The 26,892-nt window shown below is 44.7% G+C and carries 21 protein-coding genes; 6 read left to right on the top strand and 15 right to left on the bottom strand.

Translation table 11 applies throughout. From position 1 onward, the window contains the following. Positions 1-2: 2 nt before the first annotated feature. The 9 genes from MSG93_RS12320 to kdpA form a co-directional block, all read right to left on the bottom strand. Complete coding sequence (locus MSG93_RS12320) at positions 3-2,855, bottom strand: type VI secretion system Vgr family protein (RefSeq protein WP_324622038.1); 2,853 nt, start codon at positions 2,853-2,855, stop codon at positions 3-5. Positions 2,856-3,043: 188 nt separating this feature from the next. Then, complete coding sequence (locus MSG93_RS12315) at positions 3,044-3,229, bottom strand: hypothetical protein (RefSeq protein ID WP_324622037.1); 186 nt, start codon at positions 3,227-3,229, stop codon at positions 3,044-3,046. Between the two features lie 324 nt (positions 3,230-3,553). Then, positions 3,554-5,431, bottom strand: a complete 1,878-nt coding sequence (locus MSG93_RS12310; protein WP_324622036.1) for a potassium transporter Kup — start codon at positions 5,429-5,431, stop codon at positions 3,554-3,556. 95 nt (positions 5,432-5,526) lie between these two features. Beyond that, positions 5,527-5,730: a hypothetical protein gene (locus MSG93_RS12305; RefSeq protein WP_005287500.1), complete on the bottom strand. Its 204-nt coding sequence runs from the start codon at positions 5,728-5,730 to the stop codon at positions 5,527-5,529. A 235-nt stretch (positions 5,731-5,965) separates the two neighbouring features. Continuing rightward, entirely contained in the window at positions 5,966-6,664 is a 699-nt protein-coding gene (locus tag MSG93_RS12300; RefSeq protein WP_262754240.1) for a response regulator, read from the bottom strand. Between the two features lie 11 nt (positions 6,665-6,675). Next, a complete protein-coding gene (locus MSG93_RS12295) occupies positions 6,676-9,324 on the bottom strand; it encodes a sensor histidine kinase KdpD (RefSeq protein ID WP_324622035.1) in 2,649 nt (882 codons plus the stop codon). Positions 9,325-9,337: 13 nt separating this feature from the next. Then, positions 9,338-9,949 carry a potassium-transporting ATPase subunit KdpC gene (gene kdpC / locus MSG93_RS12290; RefSeq protein ID WP_324622034.1) on the bottom strand — a complete coding sequence of 204 codons (612 nt, stop codon included), beginning with the start codon at positions 9,947-9,949 and terminating at the stop codon, positions 9,338-9,340. A 9-nt stretch (positions 9,950-9,958) separates the two neighbouring features. Continuing rightward, positions 9,959-11,971 (bottom strand): potassium-transporting ATPase subunit KdpB, encoded by a 2,013-nt coding sequence (gene kdpB, locus MSG93_RS12285; RefSeq protein ID WP_324622033.1) that lies wholly within the window; start codon positions 11,969-11,971, stop codon positions 9,959-9,961. Positions 11,972-11,987: 16 nt separating this feature from the next. Beyond that, positions 11,988-13,685 (bottom strand): potassium-transporting ATPase subunit KdpA, encoded by a 1,698-nt coding sequence (gene kdpA / locus MSG93_RS12280; RefSeq protein ID WP_324622032.1) that lies wholly within the window; start codon positions 13,683-13,685, stop codon positions 11,988-11,990. A gap of 234 nt (positions 13,686-13,919) precedes the next feature. On the opposite strand from kdpA, the gene MSG93_RS12275 reads away from it, so the two are divergent. The 6 genes from MSG93_RS12275 to MSG93_RS12250 all read left to right on the top strand — a co-directional run bounded on the left by MSG93_RS12275 (position 13,920) and on the right by MSG93_RS12250 (position 19,673). Beyond that, complete coding sequence (locus MSG93_RS12275) at positions 13,920-14,309, top strand: cytochrome b562 (RefSeq protein ID WP_324622031.1); 390 nt, start codon at positions 13,920-13,922, stop codon at positions 14,307-14,309. A 257-nt stretch (positions 14,310-14,566) separates the two neighbouring features. Further along, a complete protein-coding gene (gene mutS, locus MSG93_RS12270) occupies positions 14,567-17,224 on the top strand; it encodes a DNA mismatch repair protein MutS (protein WP_324622030.1) in 2,658 nt (885 codons plus the stop codon). Between the two features lie 138 nt (positions 17,225-17,362). Beyond that, the gene (locus MSG93_RS12265; protein ID WP_032866431.1) at positions 17,363-17,530 is read left to right on the top strand and encodes a hypothetical protein; all 168 of its coding nucleotides are present in this window, start codon (positions 17,363-17,365) and stop codon (positions 17,528-17,530) included. Between the two features lie 167 nt (positions 17,531-17,697). After that, positions 17,698-18,027 carry a ferredoxin FdxA gene (fdxA, locus tag MSG93_RS12260; protein WP_004652744.1) on the top strand — a complete coding sequence of 110 codons (330 nt, stop codon included), beginning with the start codon at positions 17,698-17,700 and terminating at the stop codon, positions 18,025-18,027. A 126-nt stretch (positions 18,028-18,153) separates the two neighbouring features. Beyond that, entirely contained in the window at positions 18,154-18,867 is a 714-nt protein-coding gene (locus MSG93_RS12255; protein ID WP_005231517.1) for a D-Ala-D-Ala carboxypeptidase family metallohydrolase, read from the top strand. Between the two features lie 137 nt (positions 18,868-19,004). Beyond that, positions 19,005-19,673 (top strand): O-methyltransferase, encoded by a 669-nt coding sequence (locus MSG93_RS12250; RefSeq protein ID WP_005231518.1) that lies wholly within the window; start codon positions 19,005-19,007, stop codon positions 19,671-19,673. Between the two features lie 119 nt (positions 19,674-19,792). On the opposite strand, the gene MSG93_RS12245 is transcribed toward MSG93_RS12250, so the two are convergent. The 6 genes from MSG93_RS12245 to MSG93_RS12220 form a co-directional block, all read right to left on the bottom strand. Next, positions 19,793-20,635 (bottom strand): universal stress protein, encoded by an 843-nt coding sequence (locus tag MSG93_RS12245; RefSeq protein WP_005231519.1) that lies wholly within the window; start codon positions 20,633-20,635, stop codon positions 19,793-19,795. A 116-nt stretch (positions 20,636-20,751) separates the two neighbouring features. Beyond that, the gene (locus MSG93_RS12240) at positions 20,752-21,366 is read right to left on the bottom strand and encodes an acyltransferase (protein ID WP_324622029.1); all 615 of its coding nucleotides are present in this window, start codon (positions 21,364-21,366) and stop codon (positions 20,752-20,754) included. Further along, positions 21,359-21,958 (bottom strand): YigZ family protein, encoded by a 600-nt coding sequence (locus MSG93_RS12235; RefSeq protein WP_324622028.1) that lies wholly within the window; start codon positions 21,956-21,958, stop codon positions 21,359-21,361. Before MSG93_RS12235 ends, MSG93_RS12240 begins: the two co-directional genes overlap by 8 nt. 94 nt (positions 21,959-22,052) lie before the next feature. After that, positions 22,053-23,243, bottom strand: a complete 1,191-nt coding sequence (locus MSG93_RS12230; RefSeq protein ID WP_005231522.1) for an HlyD family type I secretion periplasmic adaptor subunit — start codon at positions 23,241-23,243, stop codon at positions 22,053-22,055. Between the two features lie 24 nt (positions 23,244-23,267). Beyond that, complete coding sequence (locus MSG93_RS12225) at positions 23,268-25,391, bottom strand: type I secretion system permease/ATPase (RefSeq protein WP_032868162.1); 2,124 nt, start codon at positions 25,389-25,391, stop codon at positions 23,268-23,270. Continuing rightward, entirely contained in the window at positions 25,391-26,881 is a 1,491-nt protein-coding gene (locus tag MSG93_RS12220) for a TolC family outer membrane protein (protein ID WP_005231524.1), read from the bottom strand. The genes MSG93_RS12225 and MSG93_RS12220 overlap by 1 nt, the downstream gene beginning before the upstream one ends. Positions 26,882-26,892: the final 11 nt, after the last annotated feature.

Raw genomic sequence — 26,892 nt, 5'->3', positions numbered from 1 at the left:
AATTATTCTTCTGATTGATCGTCTACAAGTGGAAGTACAAAAATTTCAGTTTTAAATAAGTTATCTAACTCTTGCTCAAACTTCATTTCTAATGCTGACTCCAATGGATTTCTGTCATCACCATATTCGATAACAGCACGTCCATTTTTTTGATCAGCGTAAAATGCCATACCATTTGAATCCGTTTTACCTTGTTGCGTAGTTCCATCAGGCAAATGAATTGTATAAGGGATGTTAGGGCTAGGTGTCCCATCTGCATATACCTTTCTAAATTCAAGCAGATTCTTAGGCATTGAAAGAGCTGGAAAAATTGGCAAATTCTGTTTTACTGTACCTCCACCCATAAACAAATGCTGCCCCGCTTTCACCTCAAACTTGCCACCTGTAGTCGGGAAAATCCCTGAACCATTCAGCTTGAGTTGCGAACCTTGCGCAGTAAATACAATTTCTTTAGGGCTGGTAATTTCAATGCGGTCTTCGGTGGAAATAATCTGAATCCCTTGCTTGGCAAGCAAGTCCATACCATCCGATTGAGCATGTACCTCAAATTTACCTTTGGCGGCGACCTGCTTGATGCCATTCTGCGCTGCAAACAGGCTAATCCTGTTCTGAACATGAGCAACCAGATTCTTTTGCGTACTCAGGTTAATACTATCGCCCGCAATCTGATTGATCTGCCCATCTGCTGAAAGATGAATATCTTCATTAGTGCTGAGGCCAATTCTGGCAGGTGAATTTAACAGCAATAACGCTTTTTCAAATTTCGCAATCTTGTCCTGAATCTGATCAGCAAAGTCTTTTAGCTGATCAAGTGATTCAATTTCATCGGTTTGCTGGTTCTTGGCAACTTCGCTTAAGGCTTTGGCATTGCTTTGGTTGCCTTCGATCTGTTGCTTGGCTGGCTGCGCATCGAGATGTTCGCCTTGGGCCTGATCCTGTTTCTGCGTACTCAGCAACAAACCCTGACCTGCACGCACCGCACCCCACTGATCAGTACGCAATTCAAAACCTTCACCTCGGTCTTCACTTTCAGCCTTGTCTTTGGGATGGCTGAGTTTACCGAGATTCAGTTGGCTAGCAGCATGGCTACTTTGCAGTTGTGCACTGATCTGTCCAGTGGTGTCATCAAAACGTAACTGGTTAAACCCTTCGCCTTGAACTTCCTTGGATTTGATCCCTGCCAGTTTTTTGGTATCAGGCAGCTTGCCAGCATTGTCAAACCTGGTTGGGCTACGTTGTGCTTCATGAATTCGCCCCACCACATAAGGACGGTCAATATTACCGTCAAAGAAATCAATCACCACGATCTCACCAATTCTTGGCAAGAAACGTGCGCCGTAGCCTTCGCCCGCCCATGGGGTCAACACATCGATCCAAGCTGAATCAGTATCATTGTCATTGGCACCTGCGCCACCATCATGACTATGATCATCTGCCCGGGTAAACAGGAATCTAACTTTAATGCGTCCCCATTCATCGACATGAATTTCTTCACCACTTGGCCCGACCACTTTTGCCCGTTGCGGATGAGCTTCGGGACGATGCTGCTGTGGATTATATGCTGGAACGATCTTGATCTGACGGCGTTGTAAGGTAAGTTGATTGGCTTGGCGTTCTTGGGTATTGCCTGTATTGAACTGTTTAGGTTGCCACTGACTCTGTGCCAATAACTGATCAATTTGCTGATGTAAATCTTTAGGCAGATTGTTTTGATTATAGAAATGCTTGGCTGTAATCAGGAATTCCTTGTCTGCACCATCATGCTGATCAATTTCAGGATGGTCATGCAACTCAAACCAGTAACCCACTTGTGCGTCACGTAGAGTCGACTGGGCAATAAACTGCTTGGCCTGTGCATTATGGTAATGACTGAGATTTTGATTAAAACGTTCAACCTGTTGATTACCTGAAGGTGTTGCGCCATCTTCCTTGTTCAGGTCTTGCATCCATGCAGGCGTAAAGTGCCATGCATCTTCCAGCGCCAAGCGGGTTGCATCATGCTGTTCTGAATGTTGCTGGGTGGTAAGGACCGAACCGGTGCCTTCATCCATATCTAAGGCATCAGGCTGCCAACGGTTCACATACACCGAAGTCGGCTGTAAGGAACGGTTGCCGATAAAACTGGTAATCGAGTCAAATTGTTCCGTTGCACTGCTACGATGATACTGCACCTTGCGGCGATCCAGCGCCTGATACTGGGCATTGTCATCAATCAGTCTTAATCGCTGCGGCTGAATGCTGCTATTTGAATTCGGTACTGTCAGTTGCGCTTCATCAATCAGCCAGTTGATCCCTTCGCTCCGCATCAGGCGAGTCAGAAAATCATAGTCGCTTTCATTCTGTGACATGATAAATGGGCGAATATCGTAGTCTTGACTCAGCCCGCTTAAATCTAATGTCAGACTGGCGGCAAAGAGCGGGCTTTTCTGTTGCCACTCCTTAAACACCAGTTCAACAACGTCCCGCACACTTTTATTCATGAATACACGGGAGTTGCGGCGTTTATGCCACAGTGCGGTCGGATCTTGCAAAGTCAGTTTATAGACCGTCAGGCTACCATCCGATTGTCCTTGCAATGCTTGAGTAATAATGCCGGTGGTACGGAATAGTTGGCCTGTATCTGTGACCTGATCAACGGCAACCTGACTGCCAATAAATTGTTTGAGTGGAATGGTCGCATTGGTCGACAGACAGATGAGTTCAGCTTCAACCCCGGCATTGATTTGGTGCTGCCCATCAATACGCTGCAAAAAGACTTGCGTATTTAAATCCTGATTTGAAAATAAAATATGTAAGGCACGTTTTTGTGCAGTAAGCCCTAAGCTGTCTAAGGCTCGAAATATATTGTTCAACATCTTGTTATAGGCTTACGCTTAAATTTAGTGCATTTTACAAAGTATCGCGTTGCTCTGTCTATACGGTTCTGTCTATTTGTGACAATTTACGTCACTGAATTGATTATGCCTGAGTCGCTCCAATCAAGATCAAGCTTAAAAATAAACAAGCCCACCATGAGATGAGCTTATTCATCCGATAAAATAAACTAACAGTTGCCCTTTTTGGCTTGTCCCGGAGGACAGAAACGACCATTGCCATGCCCATCATAATAACGGCCATCATTGAGTCGTCCTTCCGGATCCACCACAATACTTCCTTCACGGGTATGTACAGCACAGGCAGTCAGTCCCACGCTGCCGAACAAAGTCAAGACTAATAAAAAATATTTCATAATCCCCTCCCTTTTTAATAAAAAAATAAAATTATTTTGTCCACTTTTCAATCCAGATTTTGTTATCAATATTTTTTGTATGATCTGTCATTCAAGTGCCTGTACAGGATACTGCTATTGATTTAAAAGGGCGTAAGGACGAGACGCTAAGCATGGTATGTATGTCATCCAGCTGAGATATAAGGCTAACTTACGCGATAAAAAAGTAGATTCTCATCGTGCATTGCCATATTCCTGATTGATGAATATCGGCTTGATTCGCTCTAGACCGGAACTCAGCGGCAACACGCATGCTGCAGCCAAGCGAATGATTTACATCTGGCGTTAAATTTCAATCTGGCTTCCCAACTCGACCACACGGTTGGTTGGAATATGATAAAAATCACTGACAGCACTGGTATTACGTTGCATGGAAATAAATAAACGCTCACGCCAAGGTGACATGCCTTCCCCCACGCTATGTACAATACGGTCACGTGAAATAAAGAAGCTGATTTGCATCACATCATATTCAAACTCTAATTGTTGATAGGCCTGAACCAAAGCTTGCGGTACATCCGGCTCATCTTTAAAACCATAGAAAATCCTGATGCGATAAAAATGCTCATCCAGGGTTTCAACGCTGATCCGTTGCTGTTGGGCAACGAAGGGTACATCTTCAACCACGACCGTTACCAGAATGTTGCGTTCATGCAAAACCTTATTATGTTTAAGATTATGCAGCATTGAATGCGGAACCACATTAGGCGTTCCGGTCAGAAACACCGCATCGCCCGGTACACGAGGGACACTATTCCCGATACTTTTCACAAATAATTCCAGTGATAAGGTATCGTGCTCAAGCTTGGCAAAAGTAAGCTCCCGACCTCGCTTCCAGGTCATGAGAATGATCATTGCGACAGCACCAATTAATAACGGTACCCAACCACCTGAGAATATTTTTAAAGAAGCCGCAGCAACCAGAACCGACTCAAGAATGAAAAATGGAATGATCAGCAGAAATACTTTAGGTAAGCTCCATTTCCATCCATAGTAAATAAAGACTGCCACCAAAATGGTGTCACACAGCATGGTCAGGGTAACCGCAAGCCCATAGGCGCTAGCCAGATTTGAACTGGTTTTAAAAATCAAAATCAGCACCACGATGGCAACCAGCAGCAACCAGTTCAGAAAAGGTACATAGATCTGGCCCGCCTCCTGATCAGAAGTGTGCTTGATACTTAACCGAGGTAAATAACCCAACTGGATTGCCTGACGTGCCAGAGAAAATACACCGGAAATAACCGCCTGCGACGCAATCACAGCTGCCATGGTGGCGAGTATGATCATCGGATACAAGGCCCAGCCCGGAACCAGCAGATAAAAAGGATTTTCGATTGCAGCAGGATTACGCAACAGCAAGGCACCTTGTCCTGCATAGTTTAAAACCAGACATGGAAGAACCACACTAAACCATCCAAAACGGATGGGTTGAGCACCGAAGTGTCCCATATCTGCATACAGCGCCTCGCCCCCTGTCACGGTTAAGACTACGGCGCCCATAATAAAAAATGACTGTACCGGATGGGTAAAGATAAACTGTATCGCCCAGTGCGGGCTAACCATCCCAAGCACCAAAGGCGTCTGTATCACGCTGACAATCCCGAGAATACCCAGTGACAGGAACCACAACAGTGTAATCGGGCCAAAGAACTTACCCACAAAAGCAGTGCCCTGTTTCTGCATTAAAAATAATGTCAGCACGATGACCAGCGCGATCGGCACAATAAAAGGATCCAGCACATTCGTGGCAATAGATAAGCCTTCAACGGCCGAAAGTACGGAGATGGCCGGGGTAATGATCCCGTCGCCAAAAAATAAAGAGGCGCCGATAAAACCAATCGCAATCAGATAAATCTTTTTATGATCGGAGATTCTGGCCTTGCGAAGGTTCAAGGCCAGTAAAGCCATGATGCCACCCTCGCCATTGTTGTCAGCACGCATCACGATGGCAATATATTTAATGCTGATAATCAGCATCAAGCACCAGAAGATAATTGAAAGAATCCCCAAGACATTGCCGGGCTGAATCGCCAGTCCATGCGCGGCATGAAAAGACTCTTTTAAGGCATATAAAGGACTGGTCCCAATATCCCCGAAAACCACGCCTAATGCAGCTAATGCCGTGGCAGGCAATGCTGTCTTTTTTACAGTACTTTGCATAATCAATGTTCTATATCAGGTTATGGCAGGCAATATTTTTAATGACGCGTGTTGTAACTAAGCTCGGTTTATATGGATTTTGCCAGTGCTCAACTTTATTGCTTAAGCATCTGCTGGATTTCGATCGAGCTATAGCCTCTTTCTTTTAGAATCTGAACCATCATTCGTTGTATTTCAACAGGTTCTTCAGGATACTTTTCAACCAAAGCCTCGGTTGTATAACCCGTAAAGACACTTTTTTGATTAAGAAGCATGTTATGCAGGTGATTACTTTGACTGTCGGTATTAAATAAACCCATTAACCTACCTATAGGAACGATCTTCAAAATGATATTTTAGTAATCTTCAAAACTCGGCGGCGTAAAATTTGCGTAAATTTTTTATTCTATTGACCCTATTCTTAAATAAGCAGCATCTATTTATTATTGCAGCCAGACGACTCTAGGTTTTCATTGACCGACTTAAATTTAACGCTTGTTCGGGACTTCTCAATTCAGCAAAGCCAAACTCATTTAAAGCATGCGTTAAACTCAATCAGCCCAGAAAACGTAAGCCAACCCCTGCAATGGTATAAATATATTTGGGACTGAGGGCTGAATCGCCAATTTTTGTTCTGAGTTTTTTCACCAGGATCCTCAGATAATGAGTGTCTTCTTCATGAGTAATGCCCCATAACTCGGTCATGATCTGTTTTTGCGTCACAATCTTGCCTTGATGACGAATCAGCAGCGCCAAGAGCTGAAATTCTTTTTTGGTCAAGGTAATTTCCTGACCTGCCAATTGCACCGTATGCTCGGCGACATCGACCCAAAGCTGGCCATCGTTAAAGATAATATTTTGTTCTAAGTGCTGCGGTTTATTGCGGAACATCACCCGGATACGGGCACACAGCTCCTGAATACTAAAAGGTTTGGTCACATAATCATTGGCACCGGCATCCAGTAACCTGATTTTTTGATTTTCATCCGGTCGCGCAGATAAGACGATCACGGGAATATCCGACCATTGCCGTAACTCTGTCAACACCTCTTGTCCTTCCATATCGGGCAAACCCAGATCAAGAATCAGCAGATCTGCACCACGGCTCGCCAGACTTTCCAGTCCTTTTACCCCATTCTCAGCGACATGGACCGAATAGCCTTGCGCGCGTAAAGCAATATCCAGAAATTTTCGAATTTGCGGCTCATCATCAATGATGAGAATAGAGGCATGCTGATTGAATGTGTGTGGCATAAAGAATGATTTTAATCCTGATGAAGTGGTAGGCGTATTCTAATTAAAGTCCCTTGAGCATGAACTCCCGCTAAAGCTTCTATACTGCCCATATGCGCCCCGATAATCGCTTTTACAATGGCAAGCCCTAAACCTGTTCCTGTTTTACCACGATCTCCACGTTGCATGGTATAGAACATATCAAAGATTTGTTCGCGTTCTTCTTCAGGAATGCCCGTCCCTTGATCCATAATATCAATCTGAAGCGCGTTTTCCTCCTGCCGAATCCGTATTTCCACTGGCACATGATCTGGTGAAAACTTGGCTGCATTTTCCAGCACATTAAAAATGGCCTGTTCGATCAAGGCAGGATGTACATACAGTTGCGGCAAGTCTTCCGGAATCTGAACATCAATACTGACCTGGGGTTGATAGCGTTTCAGTCGCTGGGTCGCTGAACCGATCAGTTCTTCCACCGCAATCCAGTCGCGACTCAAACTTAATCCCTGGTGACCGAGCCGGGTCATATCCAGCAGGTTCTGAATATAGCGGTCCAGTCGTTCCCCTTCGACATGAATGGTGTCCAGTAAACTTTCACGATCTTCTGCCGACATCTGCCCGGCATAGTATTTCAGGCTATCCGCCGAACCGATCATCGCTGCTAAAGGCGAACGCAGGTCATGCGAGACCGACGACAATAATGCCGAACGCAATTTTTCAGTTTCGGCGACAATGCGGGAGTTTTCCAACTGCAAAGACAACTGCACCCGCGACGTGGTTTGGGCAATATCATCAATCATCAGTTCAGCCAGCCGCTGCTGCTCAAAACTGATGGTGTCTGTGTTTTGACTAAACCGCAGTGCAATCACACCATAACCTCCGACCAGATTCAGCGGATTAAACCACCAGTCAGATTGGGTTAAGGTATTGGTAAACCGTCCACAGGCTTTGGCATTTTTCTGGGTCCAGTTTGCTGCAATCTGGTCTTTTTCATTTAATACACTGCTATCGCCTAATTCCTGCTCTCCGATTCTAAGCCAGACCGTCGCTGTTAAACAGCTCTCTAAATGTTGCTTGGCAACATTCATCACTTGCTCAATATCAACACAGCTAGACAGTTTCCGTTCCAATTCCTGCATTTGTAAGGAAACCGAATTGGCTGCACGTAAACTCAGCACCTGCGCACGTAATTGATTGGCTAAACGCCCAACCAGCAAGGCTGAAATAATGAAGATAATGATGGTCATGACCCCACGCTCGGCACTAATTCGAAGCGTAAACCGTGGTTCAATAAATAAATAGTTATATAACAAGAAGCAAGTCAGTACACTCAGAATGGTGATGAACATTCTGGCGCGCATCGCAACGATCAGCACGGTGACCACAAAGATTAAAGCCAGCTCGCTATAACCGATAAAATGATCACTCACGGTTGCCGCAATCAAGCCAAGTAAAACAATCAAAATACTTTCGATCATCTCGCGCGGATTGAAAGCCAGCCCCTGTTCAAACCAGGATGAGCGGACATGATCGCCCTGTGACTTGGCCTGATGATTTTGAGTTTTTAATGGTTGAACAAAGGTAATCTCAAAGGGATGCTGCTTTTCTAACAGCTGATCGGCAATATGGTCAGAAAACAGACGTTGCCAGAGCGACTTGCTTGGACTTTTCCCCAACAAAATATTGGATGCACCATAATCATAGGCTGCCTGCAAAATGGTCGATGCAATATGATTGCTATACAGCAAATAGGTATCGGCCCCCAGTTTTCTGGCTAAATTAAAGGCTTTAGTCACGGCAAAGGCTTGGGTATTGGCATTTTGGCTCTTTTGGATCGAGATTACGCTCCAGCTTGCATTGCGTCGTTCTGCAATACGATGCGCGCGCCGTACCAAATCTTCAGAAAATGCTGAACCGTCAATCGCCAACATGACATGATTTTGAATCGGGATGATCTGTCCCTGCGCAACAAACTTTTCCCGATAATCAATCTCAACCTGCCCTGCAACAGTCTGAATCGCCAAATCACGTAAAGCGGTTAAATGGGCAGGCTTAAAAAACCCCTGTAATGCATGGGGGGCAACATCGGCTAAATAAATCTTGCCGTGGTTCATCCGCTCTAATAGCTCAGGTACCGGCAAATCGACCAGACGAATGTCTTTCAATCGCTTGAATAATGCGTCGGGAACGGTCTCAGCCACCCGAATGCCCGTAATCTGGTACACCACATCATTCAGGCTTTCCAGATGCTGAATGTTTAAAGTGCTATAAACATCAATTCCTGCATCCAGCAATTCATTAACATCTTGCCACCGAAATTCATGCCGGCTGTTCGGTACATTGCGATGTGCGAGCTCATCCACCAGCACGATTTCAGGCTTTATTTTGAGGATCTGGTCAAGATCCATCTCTTCCAATCGGCGGCCTTGATATTCTAGCGCCTTTCTTGGAATCACATTGAGACCTTGAATCAGGCGCTCGGTATCAGACCGACCGTGGGTTTCAACCACGCCCACCACCACCTGCTGCCCTTGTTGCATCAGTTCATGGGCCCGGGTCAGCATGGCATAGGTCTTGCCTACACCTGGCGCAGCCCCCAGGAAAATGGTCAAACGTCCAGACTGTTCACGTTGACTATGCGCCAACCATGCATCTGCTTTGTTATTGCGGTCAATCTGCATAAATGTGACTCTATCAACGAGATGTAGATGACAATTGATCTAAGGCCAGATTGAGCTGTAACACATTGACCCGCGCTTGCCCATAGACACCGAACTGGGCCGGCTGAATCTGTTGTTGCACCAAATCCCGCAATTGTTGCTCTGCCAAATGGCGTTGCCCTGCTACGCGTTTCACCTGTAACAAGGCACTTTCAGGTGAAATGTCCGGATCAATCCCGCTGCCTGATGCAGTGATCATCTCATTCGGCACCTGTTGCTCTGAAATATGATGACGATGAGCAAATTGCACGGTTCTTTGCTTAATCTGTTTTTGTAACTCTGGATTGGAAATTGCCAAATTACTGCCTGCCATTGCATCGACATTGTAACTTACCGCACTGGGCCGGCCATGAAAATATTGTTCACTGCTAAAAGGTTGTCCAACTAAACGCGAACCTACAATTGTTCCATTTAACTCAATCAAACTACCATTGGCCTGCGTAGGAAAAATCAGTTGCGCGATAGAAACACTGGCCGTAGTGTACAAAAGTCCAGCCATTAAAAATCCCACCAAAACAAGCCCCATACCCGGACGTAGCATTGATTGAGCTTCGGTTGATAAGGGCAGATTTTCTAATGTATTCATTTTCATCTCCTAAATCCACAATGACACAACAAGGTCAATCAACTTGATCGCAATAAACGGAAAGATCACGCCGCCTACACCATAAATCAGCATATTACGGCGCAACAGTTGCAAGGCACTGGCAGGTTTAAACTGTACCCCTCTTAATGCCAAAGGAATTAACATCGGAATAATCAAGGCATTAAAAATCAAGGCTGAAATCACCGCACTGCTCGGACTGCCAAGTTGCAGAATATTCAGCACCGCAAGTTGTGGAATGGCTACCGCAAACAAGGCAGGCAGGATCACAAAATACTTGGAAACATCATTGGCCAAAGAAAAGGTGGTTAAGGCACCCCGGGTAATCAATTGCTGCTTGCCAATTTCCACCACATCGAGCAGTTTGGTCGGATCGGAATCCAGATCCACCATATTGCCCGCCTCTTTCGCGGCCTGCGTGCCCGAGTTCATGGCAAGACCAATATCCGCCTGCGCCAAGGCAGGTGCGTCATTGGTCCCATCACCCACCATCGCCACCAGTTTACCCGCTGCCTGTTGTTTACGGATACATGCCAGTTTATCTTCAGGTTTGGCCTCTGCAATATAGTCATCCACGCCCGCTTCTGCTGCAATCGCGGCGGCAGTCAACGGATTATCACCTGTCACCATGATGGTTTTGATGCCCATCTCACGTAACAGTGCGAAGCGTTGTTTAATCCCTGATTTAATCACATCCGAAAGCTCAATCACGCCCAGAATGCTATGGTTTGAAGCCACCACAAGCGGTGTTGCCCCTTTAGAAGCCACTTGTTCGACCCGGGTTTTAAGCTCGACGTTGTCTTTGATCTGTTGATGGGTAAAGTTCAGAATGGCATCGACAGCACCTTTTCGAATCTTTTGCCCATTGACCAAGTCAACCCCAGATAAACGCGTCGAGGCACTAAACTGGATAAATTCGGCATCTTTTGGCTCCTGAATGCTTTCCCCCAGTTCTTTCCCTAGGCTGATGACCGATTTGCCTTCAGGGGTGGGATCAGCAAAAGAGGTCAGCATGGCTGCTTGACGCAACTCGGTGGCTGTCACGCCCGCCAATGGATAAAAGGCGGTAGCCTGACGGTCACCATAGGTGATTGTTCCCGTTTTATCCAGCAACAGCACATCAATATCACCCGCAACTTCAACGGCTTTCCCTGACTTGGCCAAGACATTGGCTTTTAAAGCGCGATTCATTCCTGCAATCCCGATTGCAGGCAACAAGCCTCCGATCGTGGTTGGAATCAGACATACCAGTAATGCGATCAGCAATACCATGCTGATTTTGATCCCGACCATAGACCCAATAAAAGGTAAGGTGATGACCACCACAATAAAGGTGATGGTCATGATGTTGAGCAAGATACTCAGTGCAATCTCATTCGGTGTTTTCTGGCGATTGGCCCCTTCAACCAAGGCAATCATACGATCCAGAAAGCTATGACCAGCTTCATTGCTGACACGAATAATAATCTCATCGGACAGAACCTTGGTGCCACCAATTACCCCTGAACGATCGGTATGGGCTTCACGCAATACCGGCGCAGACTCACCGGTAACAGCCGATTCATTGATGGTGGCAAAACCCTGAATAATCTCACCATCCGCAGGGACAATTTCACCGGCTTTCACGATAACGAGATCATCTTTTTTGAGTAGATTGGCAGCAATGGTATTCGGTACCGCATTTAAATCGAGGATACGATTTGCGGTTAAGTTTTCACGGGCTTGACGCAATGATGCTGCTTGTCCACGCCCTTTGGCTTCTGCAACCGCTTCTGCATAATTGGCAAATAACACCGTGACCAGTAAAATCAGACTGAGGATCAAGCCAAAACCAAGACCGGCATGACCCAGCAAAGTCGCAACAATCGTTAGAATAGTTCCTATCCAGACACAGGCCATCACCGGGTTTTTAAAAGCATATTGTGGCAACAACTTATGAAAGGTCTGTTGAATAATTTCTTTATTCAAAATATCCATTTGTTGTGTCGCATAAGAATGTTTCATTGTGCTTGCTCCACGCTTAAACTTTTAGGGATAAATAATCTGCAATTGGCCCGATCACCAACACGGGCATGAATTGCAATACGGTCAGAATCAGCACGATCCCGATTAAAGTTAAAGCGAAGGTTGGGGATTCGATCTGTAAAGAACCTTTACTTTCAGCAGCTTGCGCTTTAGTTGCCAAACTGACTGCTATCAGTACAGGAATAATCAGTACGCTATAACGACCTGCCAATAACGCCACACTAGCACTCAGATTCCACCACAGCGTGTTATCGCCCAGACCTTCAAAACCTGAACCGTTATTGGCATAGGCCGAGACATATTCATAGAACACTTGGCTAATGCCGTGGAAAGCTGGATTTGAATTCCCTGTCATGGATGGAAAGGCAAGCGCGATTGCGGTCAAGCCCAGGATCACCACAGGTTGTAATAGAATTACCCATGCTAAAAGTTTGATTTCCCTGACTTCAATCTTGCGACCAAATAATTCAGGGGTACGCCCTGTCATCAAGCCTGCGATAAATACGGCAAGGAACAGATAAATAAAGAACTGTAATAGACCACAGCCGATCCCGCCCCAAATGGCATTGATCAGCATATTGCACAGTTCTACCAGTCCCGTTAGTGGTGAAGCCGAGTCATGCATCATATTGACTGAGCCATTATTCACTTGCGTGGTCAAACTTCCCCACAATGCCGATGCTTCGGCCCCGAAACGAACTTCCTTGCCTTCCATTAAGGCAGTATCTGGAATTAAGGAAGATTTTTCAGTCCACAGCATCAACAAGGTTGAGGCCAGCGACATCAGTAACATGCTGCCAAAAATCATCCACATTAATTTCTTACGTTGGATAAAGCGTCCAAGCATGAACACCACGGACAATGGAATCAGTAAAATCGCAATCATCTCGATCACATTAGACAACGGCGTTGGATTTTCTAATGGCACACTGCTGTTCGGTCCATACCAGCCTCCACCGTTACTGCCTAATTGTTTAATTGCCACCATCGGAGCAACAGGTCCCAGTGGAAGATGCTGGGTTTTAACGTCTGCCGTTTGTTCCAGAACCTGTGCGGTTGGACCAGCAGATAAAGTTGCTGGAACACCCTGAAATGTCAGCAATAAAGAAAAAATCAAGCCGAGTGGAATAAAGAACCGAAACAACGGGCGGATGATATCCATCCAGTAATTTCCTAGATTGATCGTCTGCCAGTCTTTTTTATGTGCTCCGTCCTTAAGCCCCGATTGCAGAAACAGAGCCCTCAACATGGCGACCAGTAAGGCCAGTCCAATTATGGGCGATAAATACTGCAATCCCACAATCACGGTCATTTGCGATAGGTAAGACAGTTGCGCCTGCCCTGAATAATGTTGCTGGTTGGTATTGGTCAGGAATGAAATGCTGGTATGTAACGCCAGATCCCAATTCATATTCGGAATATGATCCGGATTTAGCGGTAACCATGCTTGAGTCATCAAGATGGCGAGACTGGCTCCTAGCAGTAAAGCATTGCTGAGCACAAAAGCACCCAGATATTGCTGCCAGTTCATGCCGTTACGCTTGACACCGAGCACAGCATAAATCGGCTGTTCAATCCAGTTAAACAGCGCATCACTTTTCATTGGCTTGGCCTGCATCACATCGGCAAGATAAGTCCCGAGCGGATAAGCCAGCAGTAATGAAAGGACAAATACAGAGATAAATTCCCACATAGCAGATGCCATTTAATAATAGGTCAGCTTTAGTATGGAAATTGAAGGCGTAAATTCTCTATATTGAAAAAAGCCGAACTCGTAAATTTTGCGTAAATAAAAATCCCCCTCTACAATCTGCTTGGCGAAACTAATCGCGTCCAGCAAGTTGATGTTATTATTTTTGAGATACTTCAATTTCCATGTGGAGGAGCCTCCTCTATTGGACATGTTGTTTTATAAAGAGCAAATTAAATGAAAATTCTTATTGGATTCATTTTATCAATAATACTGAGTACGTCTTGTCTTGCAGAAACTTCCGACAGAATCTATACCGTGCAAAATTTAGAAGTTCACTATAAAGAATTCCAAGCATCTAAAGATAAATATCAGGCATTAGACTCTTTATTTAAGATGAACAATGCCATACTTGATCTGATGGAGTTTTTGCCAGCTCCTTTAAATCAATTACAGGAAAATGATCCAAAGGTTATTGAATATCAAGATGTCATGGGTAAATTACTCACGGAAATAAACGAAATAAAAAAATTATTTATCGCTGGAAAATTCGTGGAAGGTAAAAAGGCTACGAAAGACATGAATAAACTGATGACAATCGTCCAGGAAAAATATCGTCAGAAATAGTGAGTAAAGTAATTTTCTTTTGCTGCTTATTTCTGCATTCTGCTTGGCAATCCTTTTTGTGAATTTCGATGGATTTGTTAAGATGAGCTATGTGCACATTCAATCTCATCTTATTGCGTTTAACGTCATGTGACATAAAAAAGCTATACTTTTTTAAGCAATTCGGTCAGATTTGCACAGAATAATGAGGATGAATGATCACGCTCACCATCCAGAACAGATTTAACTAATTTTTAAGTTTCAAGGATTTAAAACGAATGAACAGCGCTGAAATCATGGCTGACCTAGATTCTCATACACCTATGATGCAGCAGTACCTCAAAGTCAAAACCGACTATCAACATGCTTTGCTGTTCTATCGTATGGGAGATTTCTACGAGCTTTTCTTTGAAGATGCTCACTTGGCCGCCAAACTGTTAGGAATTACCTTAACTCATCGTGGTAAGGCCAGCGGACAACCGATTCCGATGGCGGGGGTTCCGTATCATTCAGCGGAAGGTTATCTAGCACGTTTAGTCAAAGCTGGCCGTACAGTTGCGATATGCGAACAAGTCGGTGAGGTCACAGGTAAAGGCCCTGTTGAGCGTAAAGTTGTCCGTATTTTGACGCCTGGAACTTTGACCGATGATGCCTTGCTGGGCAGTTATCAATCTTCAAATCTGGTGGCGCTGTGCATTCAGCAAAATCAGATTGGTCTGGCTTTACTTGATCTCAGTGCTGGTATTTTTAAAGTCCAGCAGCAAGACTATAAGCCAGAGCAACTGGCAATTGAACTGGCACGTTTAATGCCGAGCGAAATCCTGATTGATGAAGATCTGATTGACCAAAATATTATTGAACAGATCAAGAAAAATCTGGACTGCCCAATTGCCAAACGTCCGAATGTCGACTTCAATTTAAATAATGCGCAAAAAACCTTATGTGATCAATTTTCAGTGTCGACCTTGTCAGGGTTTGGTCTTGATCCATTCCCGCTTGCCAGAGCTGCCGCTGCTGCCCTGATTCATTACGCAAAAGAAACCCAAAAAACCGCGTTACCGCATATCCGCTCCATCCAGATTGAGCAAAGTACTGACTTTATTGCACTTGATCCGATTACGCGCCGCAATCTGGAGATCATTGAGCCGTTATTTGAACATGGCACTTCACTGTTTCAGCTCATCAATGATTGCCAAACCGCGATGGGCGGACGTTTGCTGAGCCGAACCTTAATGCAACCGATCCGTGACACAGCCATATTGGATGCACGTCTTGATGCGACTGAACAGTTATTAAAAGGCTTTCATGAAGCCCCTGTTCGGCTGGTATTGAAAGAAATTGGTGATATTGAACGTGTGCTCAGCCGTGTTGCTTTAGGCAGTGCTCGTCCCCGTGATCTGGTACAACTCCGTCATGCCTGTGCACAGATTCCGTTCTTGCGTCATGCTTTAGCACCAGTATTAAAAACCCAGCAATCTAAATTACTTACACAGCTTGACCAAGAGCTGGGTGATTTTAAGAGTCTACATCAGCACTTGATGGCTGCGATTGTTGAAAATCCACCAGTGCTATTACGTGATGGTAATGTTATTGCTGAAGGCTATGATGATGAACTGGATGAATTACGAAAAATTCGTGATCATGCAGGTCAGTTCCTGATTGATTTAGAAATTAAAGAACGTGAACGTACCGGCATCAATACCCTGAAAATCGGTTATAACCGGGTCAGCGGCTATTATATCGAATTGACACGTGCGCAAGCTGAACAGGCGCCTGCCGATTATATTCGTCGTCAAACCCTGAAAAATGCGGAACGTTACATCACACCAGAACTGAAAGGCTTTGAAGATAAAGTACTTTCCAGTGAGTCACGCGCCCTTGCCCGTGAAAAGCTTTTATTTGAATCATTGCTCGATGAATTGCGTCAGAATATTGCGCATTTGCAAATGATGAGTGCCGCGATTGCGCATATCGATGTATTGGCAAACTTTGCCCATCAAGCGCGATTAAACAGTTGGGCAAGACCAGAATTTACCGCTGAAACCTGCATCAAGATTCAGGCAGGCCGTCATCCTGTGGTCGAAGCATTGAATAAAGCCCCGTTTACGCCGAATGATACTTTCCTTGATCCACAGCATCGTATGGCGATCATTACCGGTCCAAACATGGGCGGTAAATCGACCTTTATGCGTCAGACGGCCTTGATTAGCCTGCTTGCTTACTGTGGCAGCTTTGTCCCGGCCAAAGCTGCAAAACTGGGTTCGATTGACCGTATCTTTACCCGTATCGGCTCAGCGGATGATTTATCGACAGGCAAATCGACCTTTATGGTTGAAATGACCGAAACCTCACAGATCCTGCATCATGCCACCAGCCAGTCTTTGGTGCTGATGGATGAAGTCGGCCGTGGAACCAGTACCTATGATGGCCTTTCTCTGGCTTGGGCCTGTGTGGTTGACTTAACCAAACGGGTTAAATGCTTATGCCTATTTGCCACTCACTATTTTGAGTTGACTGAGCTGGGTGGTGAAGCAGGCATTGATAATTACCATGTCACCGCACAGGAACTAAATGGCAATCTGATTTTGCTGCATAAAGTCCAGCATGGCCCAGCCAGCCAAAGTCATGGTTTACAGGTTGCGAAACTGGCCGGGATTCCTGCAAGCGTAATCAAGGAAGCCCAGAAACGTCTAAAAATTCTGGAAAAGCAACAGCATCAGCATTTGCCTAGTAGCGTTCAGAATGACTTATTCAGTTCCGTTGAGCATGAAATCGAAACGCAGGTGATTGAGAAAATTGTTGAGGTTGAAGCAAAATCACCGGCCTTAGAGTTGTTACAAAATATTGATGTCGATGACCTGACACCACGTCAGGCACTGGAACAGCTTTATCAACTCAAAGCCTTATTCAAAACCAGTCAGACACTTGAAAGTTAACTGTGCCCCAATCAGCTCTGGTGTTTGTACTAGAGCTGATTTACACAGATACTATTTAAACAAACAATCCCTCACCCATTGCCTGATCTGATCATGTTATTTCTAATTCAGATCTATCAGTCTATGGAGGAACATGTCATGTCTCGTGGTGATAAAACTGCCTATACCGCAAAACAGAAACGACAAGCCAAACATATTGAAGAAAGCGAGCTAGACCAAGGCCGCTCTCAGGAAGAGGCTGAACGGATTGCCTGGGCAACAGTGAATAAGCAAGACGGCGGCGGTCTCAAGAAAAAGCATAAATAAGCGAATTACGGCTGTAGTTGAGACTTATTATCAACAAAAGTCATATAAATAAGTCCATTTCATTGATACGAATAATAAATATCAATAAAAGGAATTGTTTCTATCGGTATTTTTTGCCTAAAATACGCTATTCAAAATGAAAACCATATTTTTAGGTAGCTGCCGCCATGACCTTTGTTGTCACCGAAAATTGTATTAAATGTAAATATCAAGATTGTGTGGAAGTTTGTCCAGTAGACTGCTTCTACGAAGGTCCTAACTTCCTGGTGATCAATCCGGATGAGTGTATTGACTGTGCACTATGTGAACCTGAATGTCCGGCAAATGCGATTTTCTCGGAAGATGAGTTACCAGAAGGCCAAGAAGTCTTTATCGAACTCAATGCCGAATTGTCTGAAAAATGGGCGGGCAATAACATCACTCAAATTGGTGAGCAACCTGCTGACCGCGAAGAGTGGAATGGCAAGCCAGACAAGCTGCAATATTTAGAAAAATAATGAAGAAAGGCCAGTTTTACTGGTCTTTTTTATACTTTAATCACACATTTCTTTGCAATTACCTCATTATTCAGGCGCCATTTTGCATTAAAATAATACGCCTATCGATTATGAACTGCGCTTTTTATGATTCGAAATAAATTACAGGGTCTATTATCATTATTTGTCATCCCTGTGATGATGGTGGGTTGCTCGAGTTCAACCCCGAAAGTCAATCAAAACCAAGGTAAAAGAATTTATATTCCTCAAGAACAAGTTACTTTTACCCGCCCTGTTCCCAATAAAGTCGAACCTGCCTCCTATCGCCAATGGCTCGGTCAAGGCGACAATTATGCACGTGTCCGCGAATATGAACAGTTTTTAGCGCGTAATAATGTTGCGCATATTGTGCCAAGTTTTGAATTGTTACGTACGGCACGCGACTGGCAGAAATGTGGCCGTTCTGAATATATGGTGCCAAACCGTGAGTTATGGGGAAATGCCCTGCCAACCTTACGCGTCTTTAAATATCTGGTCGCAGCAAAAGTCTTAACCGATTTTGAAGTCACCTCGGTTTATCGCGATTTACCATTAAACCAGTGTGCAGGCGGTGCAGGTTCATCCAAACATCTGTTTAACTCGGCTATTGATTTCCGCATCGGGCCTGAATATCCGCAGCCTCAAGACTATGCCTTTATTGAACAGACCAAATTCAAGTTATGCCAGTTCTGGGCACAGCATGGACAAAGTCTGGACATCGGCGTTGGTTTATATAGTTCCGGACAGATTCATATTGATACGCAAGGTTATCGTACCTGGGGCCCTGACCTGACCCGTAATAGCTCGATGTGTAATTTCTAACAAACCTATAACCACTTAAAAAGAGATCAAATTGATCTCTTTTTTATTTCATTACACCAGATTAATTAAGCAATCAAATTGCACTCTGGTCATAAACGTTTAAAATGCAGCTAACAGATTCATAGGTAAATTTGATTATGCAACAGATGTGGACCGAGATTGATGACTATATCAATTCACATTTAATTCCCACAGACCCAAGACTTCAACATGCATTAGACAATACCGATACCCAGGGTTTTTCTAATCATTTGGCTGTTGCACCTAATCAAGGCATGTTTTTGCAGATGCTGATCCAGATGAACCAATGCAAACGTGTATTGGAATTAGGCACCTTTGGGGCTTACAGTACCATTTGGCTCGCCAAGGCATTGCCGGAAGATGGTTATTTGCTCACTGTTGAAGGACGCGATACCCATGTTGTTATCGCACAGGAAAATATTGATTTTGCCAATATGCCCACCACCATCGAGCTAAAAAAAGGCCGTGGTGCAGATATCATGAATCAGTTGATTGCTGAAGGCAGCCAACCCTTTGATTTGATTTTTATTGATGCGGACAAGCAAAGTTATCCTGAGTATTTTGAGTTAAGTTTAAAATTAGCCCATTCGGGCACCATTATCGTGCTGGATAACGTGATTCGTGCCGGGGATATTCTTGATCCGAATAACAAGAAACCGAGTATTGAAGGGATTCGTGAGGCATTCACGGCATTGAAAGACCATCCTCAGCTTTTATCTTGCACCGCATTACAAACGGTCGGCTCAAAAGGTCATGATGGCTTTGCAATTGCCATCGTAAAATAGAGATTAAAAAACAACCTATTTAATTTAGTTGTGTAATATCAACCAATTATATTTATCTCTTATGCTTTTCCATACAGTTATCCACAGGAATTGCGGATAACTATATGGAAAGAAATGAATCACTTAGCGACAAGTAACGGCACATTGGCATTCCGGAAGATCGTGGTGGTAATACTTCCCAGAAAAAACTGATGAATTTTACTATGGCTAAATGCCCCCAGTACAATCAGCTGAATATCGTGTTCCTTTTGATATTCAAGAATATTTTGCGCAACATCACCATAACGGTACACCGATACCACCTCTAAACCGGCATCGGTTAAGTACTTCTCAGGCTCTGCCAGCATCTCCGGATGATCACCGACGTAAAGCAGATGACATTGCAATAGTTTTAACAGGTCACTTTTTGCAATCCGTTGCAGCATTTTCTGACAGGTTGGGGAATATTCATAGGCAAAGATAAACCGTTTCGGTGGCTGAAAATGCTCGCCTACCGTTATGACGGTACAGTTTGCGCCACGGATAAAGTTTTCAACATTACTTCCAATCGGTTTGTTTTTCTCAGCAGCGCGCTCACCCACCCGACCAATAATCACGATATCGTTTTCATCAAGCAGATTAAAACTTTGTTCAAGAAAATCACCTTTTTCCTGAATCTTGGTACTGGTCAGACCATACTGTTTCTCGATCAGCTCCGAGATATGTTTTAGTAAATTATTACTATAATCCAGGGCCAGCTCACTTTGCTTCTGTTCGAGCTCAGCCAGTTCTTTCAGTAACATGGCATTACTTTCAAAACCAATTACCCCACTGATTTCACCTAAATGATAGCTCGCTGGGTAATAGTCCAGAATTTGCAACAGTACCAATTCTCTTTGTGTCTGTTTAGCTACCCATACGGCCGCTTCAGCCACAGCATCAATGCAGGGTGAAGAATCGATACATGCAATTACACGGTTCATTTTCGCCTCTCTTTAGGTACATACCTTAGGTCTTCTACTTGTTTTTAACTTAACATAGATAAAAGTGAGGAAGGTTAAATTTATGTATCGAATCTCAGATGCTTTTTAATAAACTTTTACTTATTGCGATAACGGATTATTTTTGCTGGATTCCCTGCCACAATTGCGTAATCGTCTACATTTTTAGTGACCATACTGTTCATGCCGACTACCGCATGATCTCCGATTTTAATCCCGTCCTTGATGCCCACATGTGCGCCGAGCCAGACATCACGTCCAACTTCAATTCCTTTAGAGCGAACAGGCTGTTGGTAAATGGCACGATCCATTTCCATACCATGGTCAAAGGCATATAAATGACTATAGGCTGCGATTCTAACCTGATCATGTAATTTGATCCCTGCACGTCCCCCATCCAGAATACTGTGATGGTTAATCGCGACTTCATTGCCGATCTCTAACGGGCCATGCAAGGTACAATCCGCTGCGATAAAAGTATTATCTCCAATCGAAATCTTGCGACCGCGTTCAGCAAAAATATGTGCCAATGGAGAAATGAAGCAGTTCTTGCCGATTTCCACCGTCTCCATCTCCATGAGATAGGCCTGATACTCAGCTTGCCATGCTTCTGCCCATTCACGATGTTTCGGCTTGAGTGTCCAATACAGCCACGGCATATAATTAAGGCGCTGTTTATGCTGCTCTCGGTATTTTAATAAAGGATCATTCATTGTCTTGCTCCTCAACCAATACCAATTGCTCTCGACCTCTAGTGACATCTTGGAGTTTTAACCTTAATGGCTCAAGCTGATGCACTTGCAGTCGGGCCTGAACCGTAACACCGGTATCGGTATAAGCTTCCTGATACTCAATCTGTTGCTGCATCAACTCATACTGCATAATGGCCCATTCATTGAACAGACATGCAAACTGGATTTCTTTCTTTTCAATCAGTTCAATTTTTTCTGCCAACAATAAGCACTGGCCTGCGCAACCGCCATAGGCGCGTACCAAGCCACCCGTCCCCAGTTTTATACCGCCATACCAGCGATTGACCAGTACAATCACATTGGTGAGTTCATTACCTTCAATGGTTGCAAGTATTGGGCGACCTGCCGTACCCGAAGGTTCGCCGTCATCATTAAAACGGACATGATGCCCAATTTTCCATGCCCAGCATTGATGTGTGGTTGAAGTATCTTTGTACTGTTCCAGAAAATCTTTAACCTGCTGTTCATTTTCAACAACAGCCGCAATCGCCTGGAAACAACTTTTTTTAATGTCTTCTTCAAAAGTTACCGTACTGGCAATGGTAAATGGCATAAAAAACAAGATAAAAACTGAAAAACAGATTATAGCTGCTTCACTGGCAAATAAAAAACCTCGCCTGAAGCGAGGTTTTCTCAATCCGCATCCCTTAGCGTTCGCGTAATGCTTCCTTGGCTTTATTAAACGGTTTCAACAGATAATCCATAATGGTTTTTTGACCGGTACGAATATCCACTGTCGCCACCATACCTGGGGTAATACTGAAGGCCTTGCCCGCCTTGTTATAGAGGCGATCCGAATCGGTCCGGATATAAACACGATAATAGAACTGATCCTGCTTGACTTCATCACGAATGGTATCTGGAGAAATAATGGTAACTTTGCCATCCAGACCACCGTAAATCGAATAATCATAGGCCGTAATCTTGACCAGTGCCTCTTGCCCTGGACGAATAAAAGCAATATCTCGCGGTGAAATACGTGCTTCGATCAGTAATTTATCCTCCAGCGGCACAATGGTCATCAATTTACCATTTTGTGGAATCACCCCGCCTAAAGTCGTGACATCAATTTCTTTGACCACACCACGCACTGGCGCTTTAAATACCGCACGTTGCAAGCTGTCAGCACGTCCATTCACCACCTGTTGTTGGGTCTGGATGTCAGTATTGGCCTTGGAAAGCTCTTCACGCGCTTTGACATAATATTCGTTACGGGTGTCATTGATCTTGTTATTCAAGTCATTGGCTTCACGTTTTAAACGCAACACTTCAACTTCACTGGCTGCACCTTTGGCTACTAATGGCTCAGTCATGGCAAGCTCTTGTCGTACCAGCTTGGCCGCCTGTTCATAACCTGCGATGGATTGCTCCAGATTCTCACGGCGTGAATAATAAAGTGCGGTTTCCTCTTGAACCAGTTTAGGACTTTTCTTGACTTCCTCAGGAAAGGTCAGTGGCGTACCATTCACTTCGGCACGTAAACGTGCTGCGGTGGCCTGTGCCGAAATCAGTAAAGACTGCGACTCGCCCACATTCGACGCTAACCGTGTCGGATCAAGTTGAGCCAGAATCTGCCCCTTTTCCACCACATCCCCTTCATTCACATCAAGCTTGGTTAGGATACCCCCTTCAAGTGACTGAATGATCTGTTCTTTTGAAGATGGAATAACTTTACCGGTCCCCGTAGAAACTTCTTCTAAATTAAACAACCATGCCCAGATCAAGAGTACAAGTAAACCAATCCCAATCATCCAAACAACGAGTGTCGAACGAGGTAACTTAGGTTCCTTGTAAGTTACATTCATCGGACGACTACCCGTTTTTTGTTCTTCACTCATAAATTTGCCTCTATGCTCTAAGTATTAAACTATTTTTTGTTTTATTGCTGATTGTTGTAAAACTTGTTCCACTGGTCCATCCATTACGATCTTGCCTTCATTCATGACAATAATCCGGTCCACCAGTTCCAGAACGGCACGGCGATGGGTTGCTACCACCAAAGTCCGATAACCGAGCCAGCTTCTTAAATGGTCAATCAGCTGCTTCTCGGCGACATCATCAATGGCTGCCGTTGGCTCATCCAGCAACAGGATATTCGGTTGGCGAATCAAGAGACGTGCCAACAATAACGCTTGACGTTGCCCCCCGGAAAAACCGACCCCACCTTCTAACACCAGATGATCCAGTCCTTCTTTCTTCTCATGCACAAAGCTCAATGCACCAGTTACTTTCAGTGCTTTTAGAATATCTTCATCGCGTGCCAATGGTGCCCCTAACGTCAGGTTTTCACGAATGGTGCCATAGAATAAGTGTGCATTCTGATTGAGTAATCCCATATCACGACGGACATCTGACGGATCAATCAGGCTAATATCCAGATCATCTAAATGCACCGAACCTGCGTTTGGAAATTGCATGGCAGATAAAATCTGGAGCAGTGTTGACTTGCCTGCACCATTACGCCCAAGAATGGCAATACGCTCACCAGCACGAATCTTCAAATGTGGAATAGACAGACTTGGACGTGGATCATCTTCGGAATACTGGAACACGACTTTCTTCAGCTCATAGTCGCCATGTAGCACTTCTTTATGCACCAGATGAGCCTGATCTGCCTGATCCACCGGCTTTTTCATTAATTCATCCAGACCTTTTTTCGCTACTTTAGCTTGTTGTAAACGCCCGAGAATCCCGGTGATTTGCGAAATCGGTGCCAGCATACGCGAAGACAAAATCGAACAGGCCACCAGTGCACCCGTCGTCATATCACCTTTCATCACCGCAAAACAGCCCACCAGAATTACCGCGGCATAGGTCAGACCCTGAATTTTTTGTGTCCATGCCGTCAGCACACCAACAATTTTACGTTGCTGCATACTAATATCGGCAGACACCTCATTCATGTGGTTCCACTGGTTCTGGAAACGCGACTCTGCACGTAATAGCTTGATATCTTCAATACCTTGCACGGCTTCAACCAGAATCGCATTACGAATGGAGGATTCGCGCATCCCTTCTTGAGCCAGTTGCGCCAGTTTCTTTTGTGCCAAGATCGCAGGCAAAATCATTAAAGGTACGACCAGTAGCATGACCCAGAATAAATTTCCGCCAATCAGCGCAAAAATAACCAGGAATAAGAAGAAAAATGGTAAATCTGCAATCGCGCCCATTGTGGTCGAAGTGACCAGCTCACGTACGCCTTCCAGCTCCCGAATCTGGGAAATAAAAGTACCGGTAGATTTAGAGCGCTCACTATTTTTGATACGCAGTGCATGACCAAATACACGGTCAGACACTCGTAAATCGGCCCGTTTCCCAATAATGTCTGAAATGTAAATACGTGAAAGACGCAGCACAAATTCGAAAATTGCGGCGATGAGTACGCCAGCTGCCAGCACCCACAGCGTCGGAATGGATTGCGAAGGAACGACCCGATCATAGACCTGCATGGAGAAAATAATGGTCGCCAATGCCAGAATGTTGGCGATCATGGAGGCCAGCATGATATCGATATAGCGCTTCCAGTCTTGTAAGGCAATCGACCAGAACCAGCTCGGTTGATAAGGCTTGATATATTCATCAACACGCGCATCAGGAACCGACTGTTCAGGACGCAGTACATAGACATTTTTAATGATGTGTCTCAATGCACCTACAGCAAATTTCTGTGACAGGCCCTGATCACCACTGAGCTGAATGCTGACATGTCCGGTACCATCCGCCTTATCAATCACACCAACCTGCCCGTCGGCCAGTTCGACCAATACCGGTAGGCGCCAAGGGTTAATCACATCATTGCTAAAGGCAACTTTGCGTAAGTTCAGGCCAATCTGGCGGCTGATCAGGATCAAAACCTCATCCAGGTTCTGGTTCTGGTTCCAGTCCAGTTGTAAGCGAATCCGTTCTTCAGATGGTTCAATCCGGTAATGTTTGGCGATGGTTAATATTGCCTGTAACCATGGCTGATAATTTATTTTTGTAGTAATCATGGTTGTACCTCAAACCCTTGTATATTTAAATTATTGAGGTCATAGGCCTGACGAGAACGTCCTGTCGCAGCAATGTATTGTGCAATGCTGCTGTAAATATCATAACGTGCTGTTTCAGCCTCTGAGTTCGCACTATGAATCGCTTGTTCTGCATTGAGCAAATCGACTAGAGTCCGTGTTCCCAATTTATATTGTTCTTGATAAAGTTCTCTTGTACGTATTGTTGTTGCTTGTTGTCCTGCCAAAACCTGCATCTGGCGTTGTTTATTTTCAATCTGTTCACGACTGGTACGGATCTGGTCCAGCACCTTGAGATAAACCGCATTCACTTGCGCTCTTGCTGCCTCTTCAGCATAACTGGCGGCGCGTGTTCTGGAAGAAGTCGCTCCCCCTTGGTAGAACTGGCTGCTGGCTTCCAGCATGATGGCGCTATCAAAGCCGCCTTCTTTATCATTTCCCGGGTTGCGTCCGTGTAAAGCCTGACTCAGTTCTCCTTTTACCGATAGTGTCGGATAATTACTCACCTGTGTCTGTAATTTTTGATTACGCGCCACTTCAATGCCCGCCTGTGCAGCAATCATTTGTGGAATGGTGTTGAACTGTGGCGTTGCGTATAAATCTGATTGTTTTACAAAATCGTCAGGAATAGTCCATTGCACGTTGCGGGTATCAAAACCGAGCAAGGTATAAAGATGTTGCTGGTACTGACTGAGTAAAGATTGCTGGGCAATCATCGCCGACTGTGCAGATTGTAAATAAGACTGGGCCTGGATCGGGTCAGCCTGACTACTGATCCCGGCATTGGCACGCAGATTAGCCATTTCCTGAATTCGCTTAATCCCGGCAATCTGCTGATTGGCAATCCGGATAAGCGTCTGATAACGCTGAATATTGATAATAGTTTGTGCCACATCCAAGGAGATATCGTCAATTTTGACCAGCACATTGGCCTGTCCAACCAACACCTTGGCTTTTTCTACATTGACACCCGATTTAACCTTGCCGAAATCATAAAGCATCTGGGTTGCACTCAAGGTCAGTAATTGCTGTCCCCGTGTACTTTTCTTCCCCAGATCTCCTGTGCTGACGCCACCGCCAATCTGTGGATAGTAGCCTGATTTTGCCACGTCGATATTGGCATTTTGCGATGCCAGTGCCGCGATTCCTTGTGCAATATCCGGATTACGCTGTACCGCTACCTGCACGGCATCTCTCAATACCTTACGCTGATTCTGCCAAAATGCATTTGCGACCGCCGTCTCTTGTGGACGTCCTGATCCAACAACAGGTAAATCATTGCCTAGTGAGGAATCGACCGAAAAGTTGCTCAACTTTTGCATTTGCGCAACTTTAAACTCATCACTACTTTGCGGAACAAACAGTCGAGACAAATTGTTCTTTAAAGTGTGATACTGTTCACTTGGTGTGGTTGCATGTGTCATTGGTACAGATAGCGTTGCTGCATAAAGTAACCACTTAAAACTCATACTTCTTTTCC

The organism is Acinetobacter sp. IK40, assembly GCF_035615075.1.
Classification (GTDB): domain Bacteria; phylum Pseudomonadota; class Gammaproteobacteria; order Pseudomonadales; family Moraxellaceae; genus Acinetobacter; species Acinetobacter courvalinii.
The sequence above is the reverse complement of the archived record's forward strand: the minus strand, read 5'-3'. Positions and strand labels throughout refer to the sequence as shown.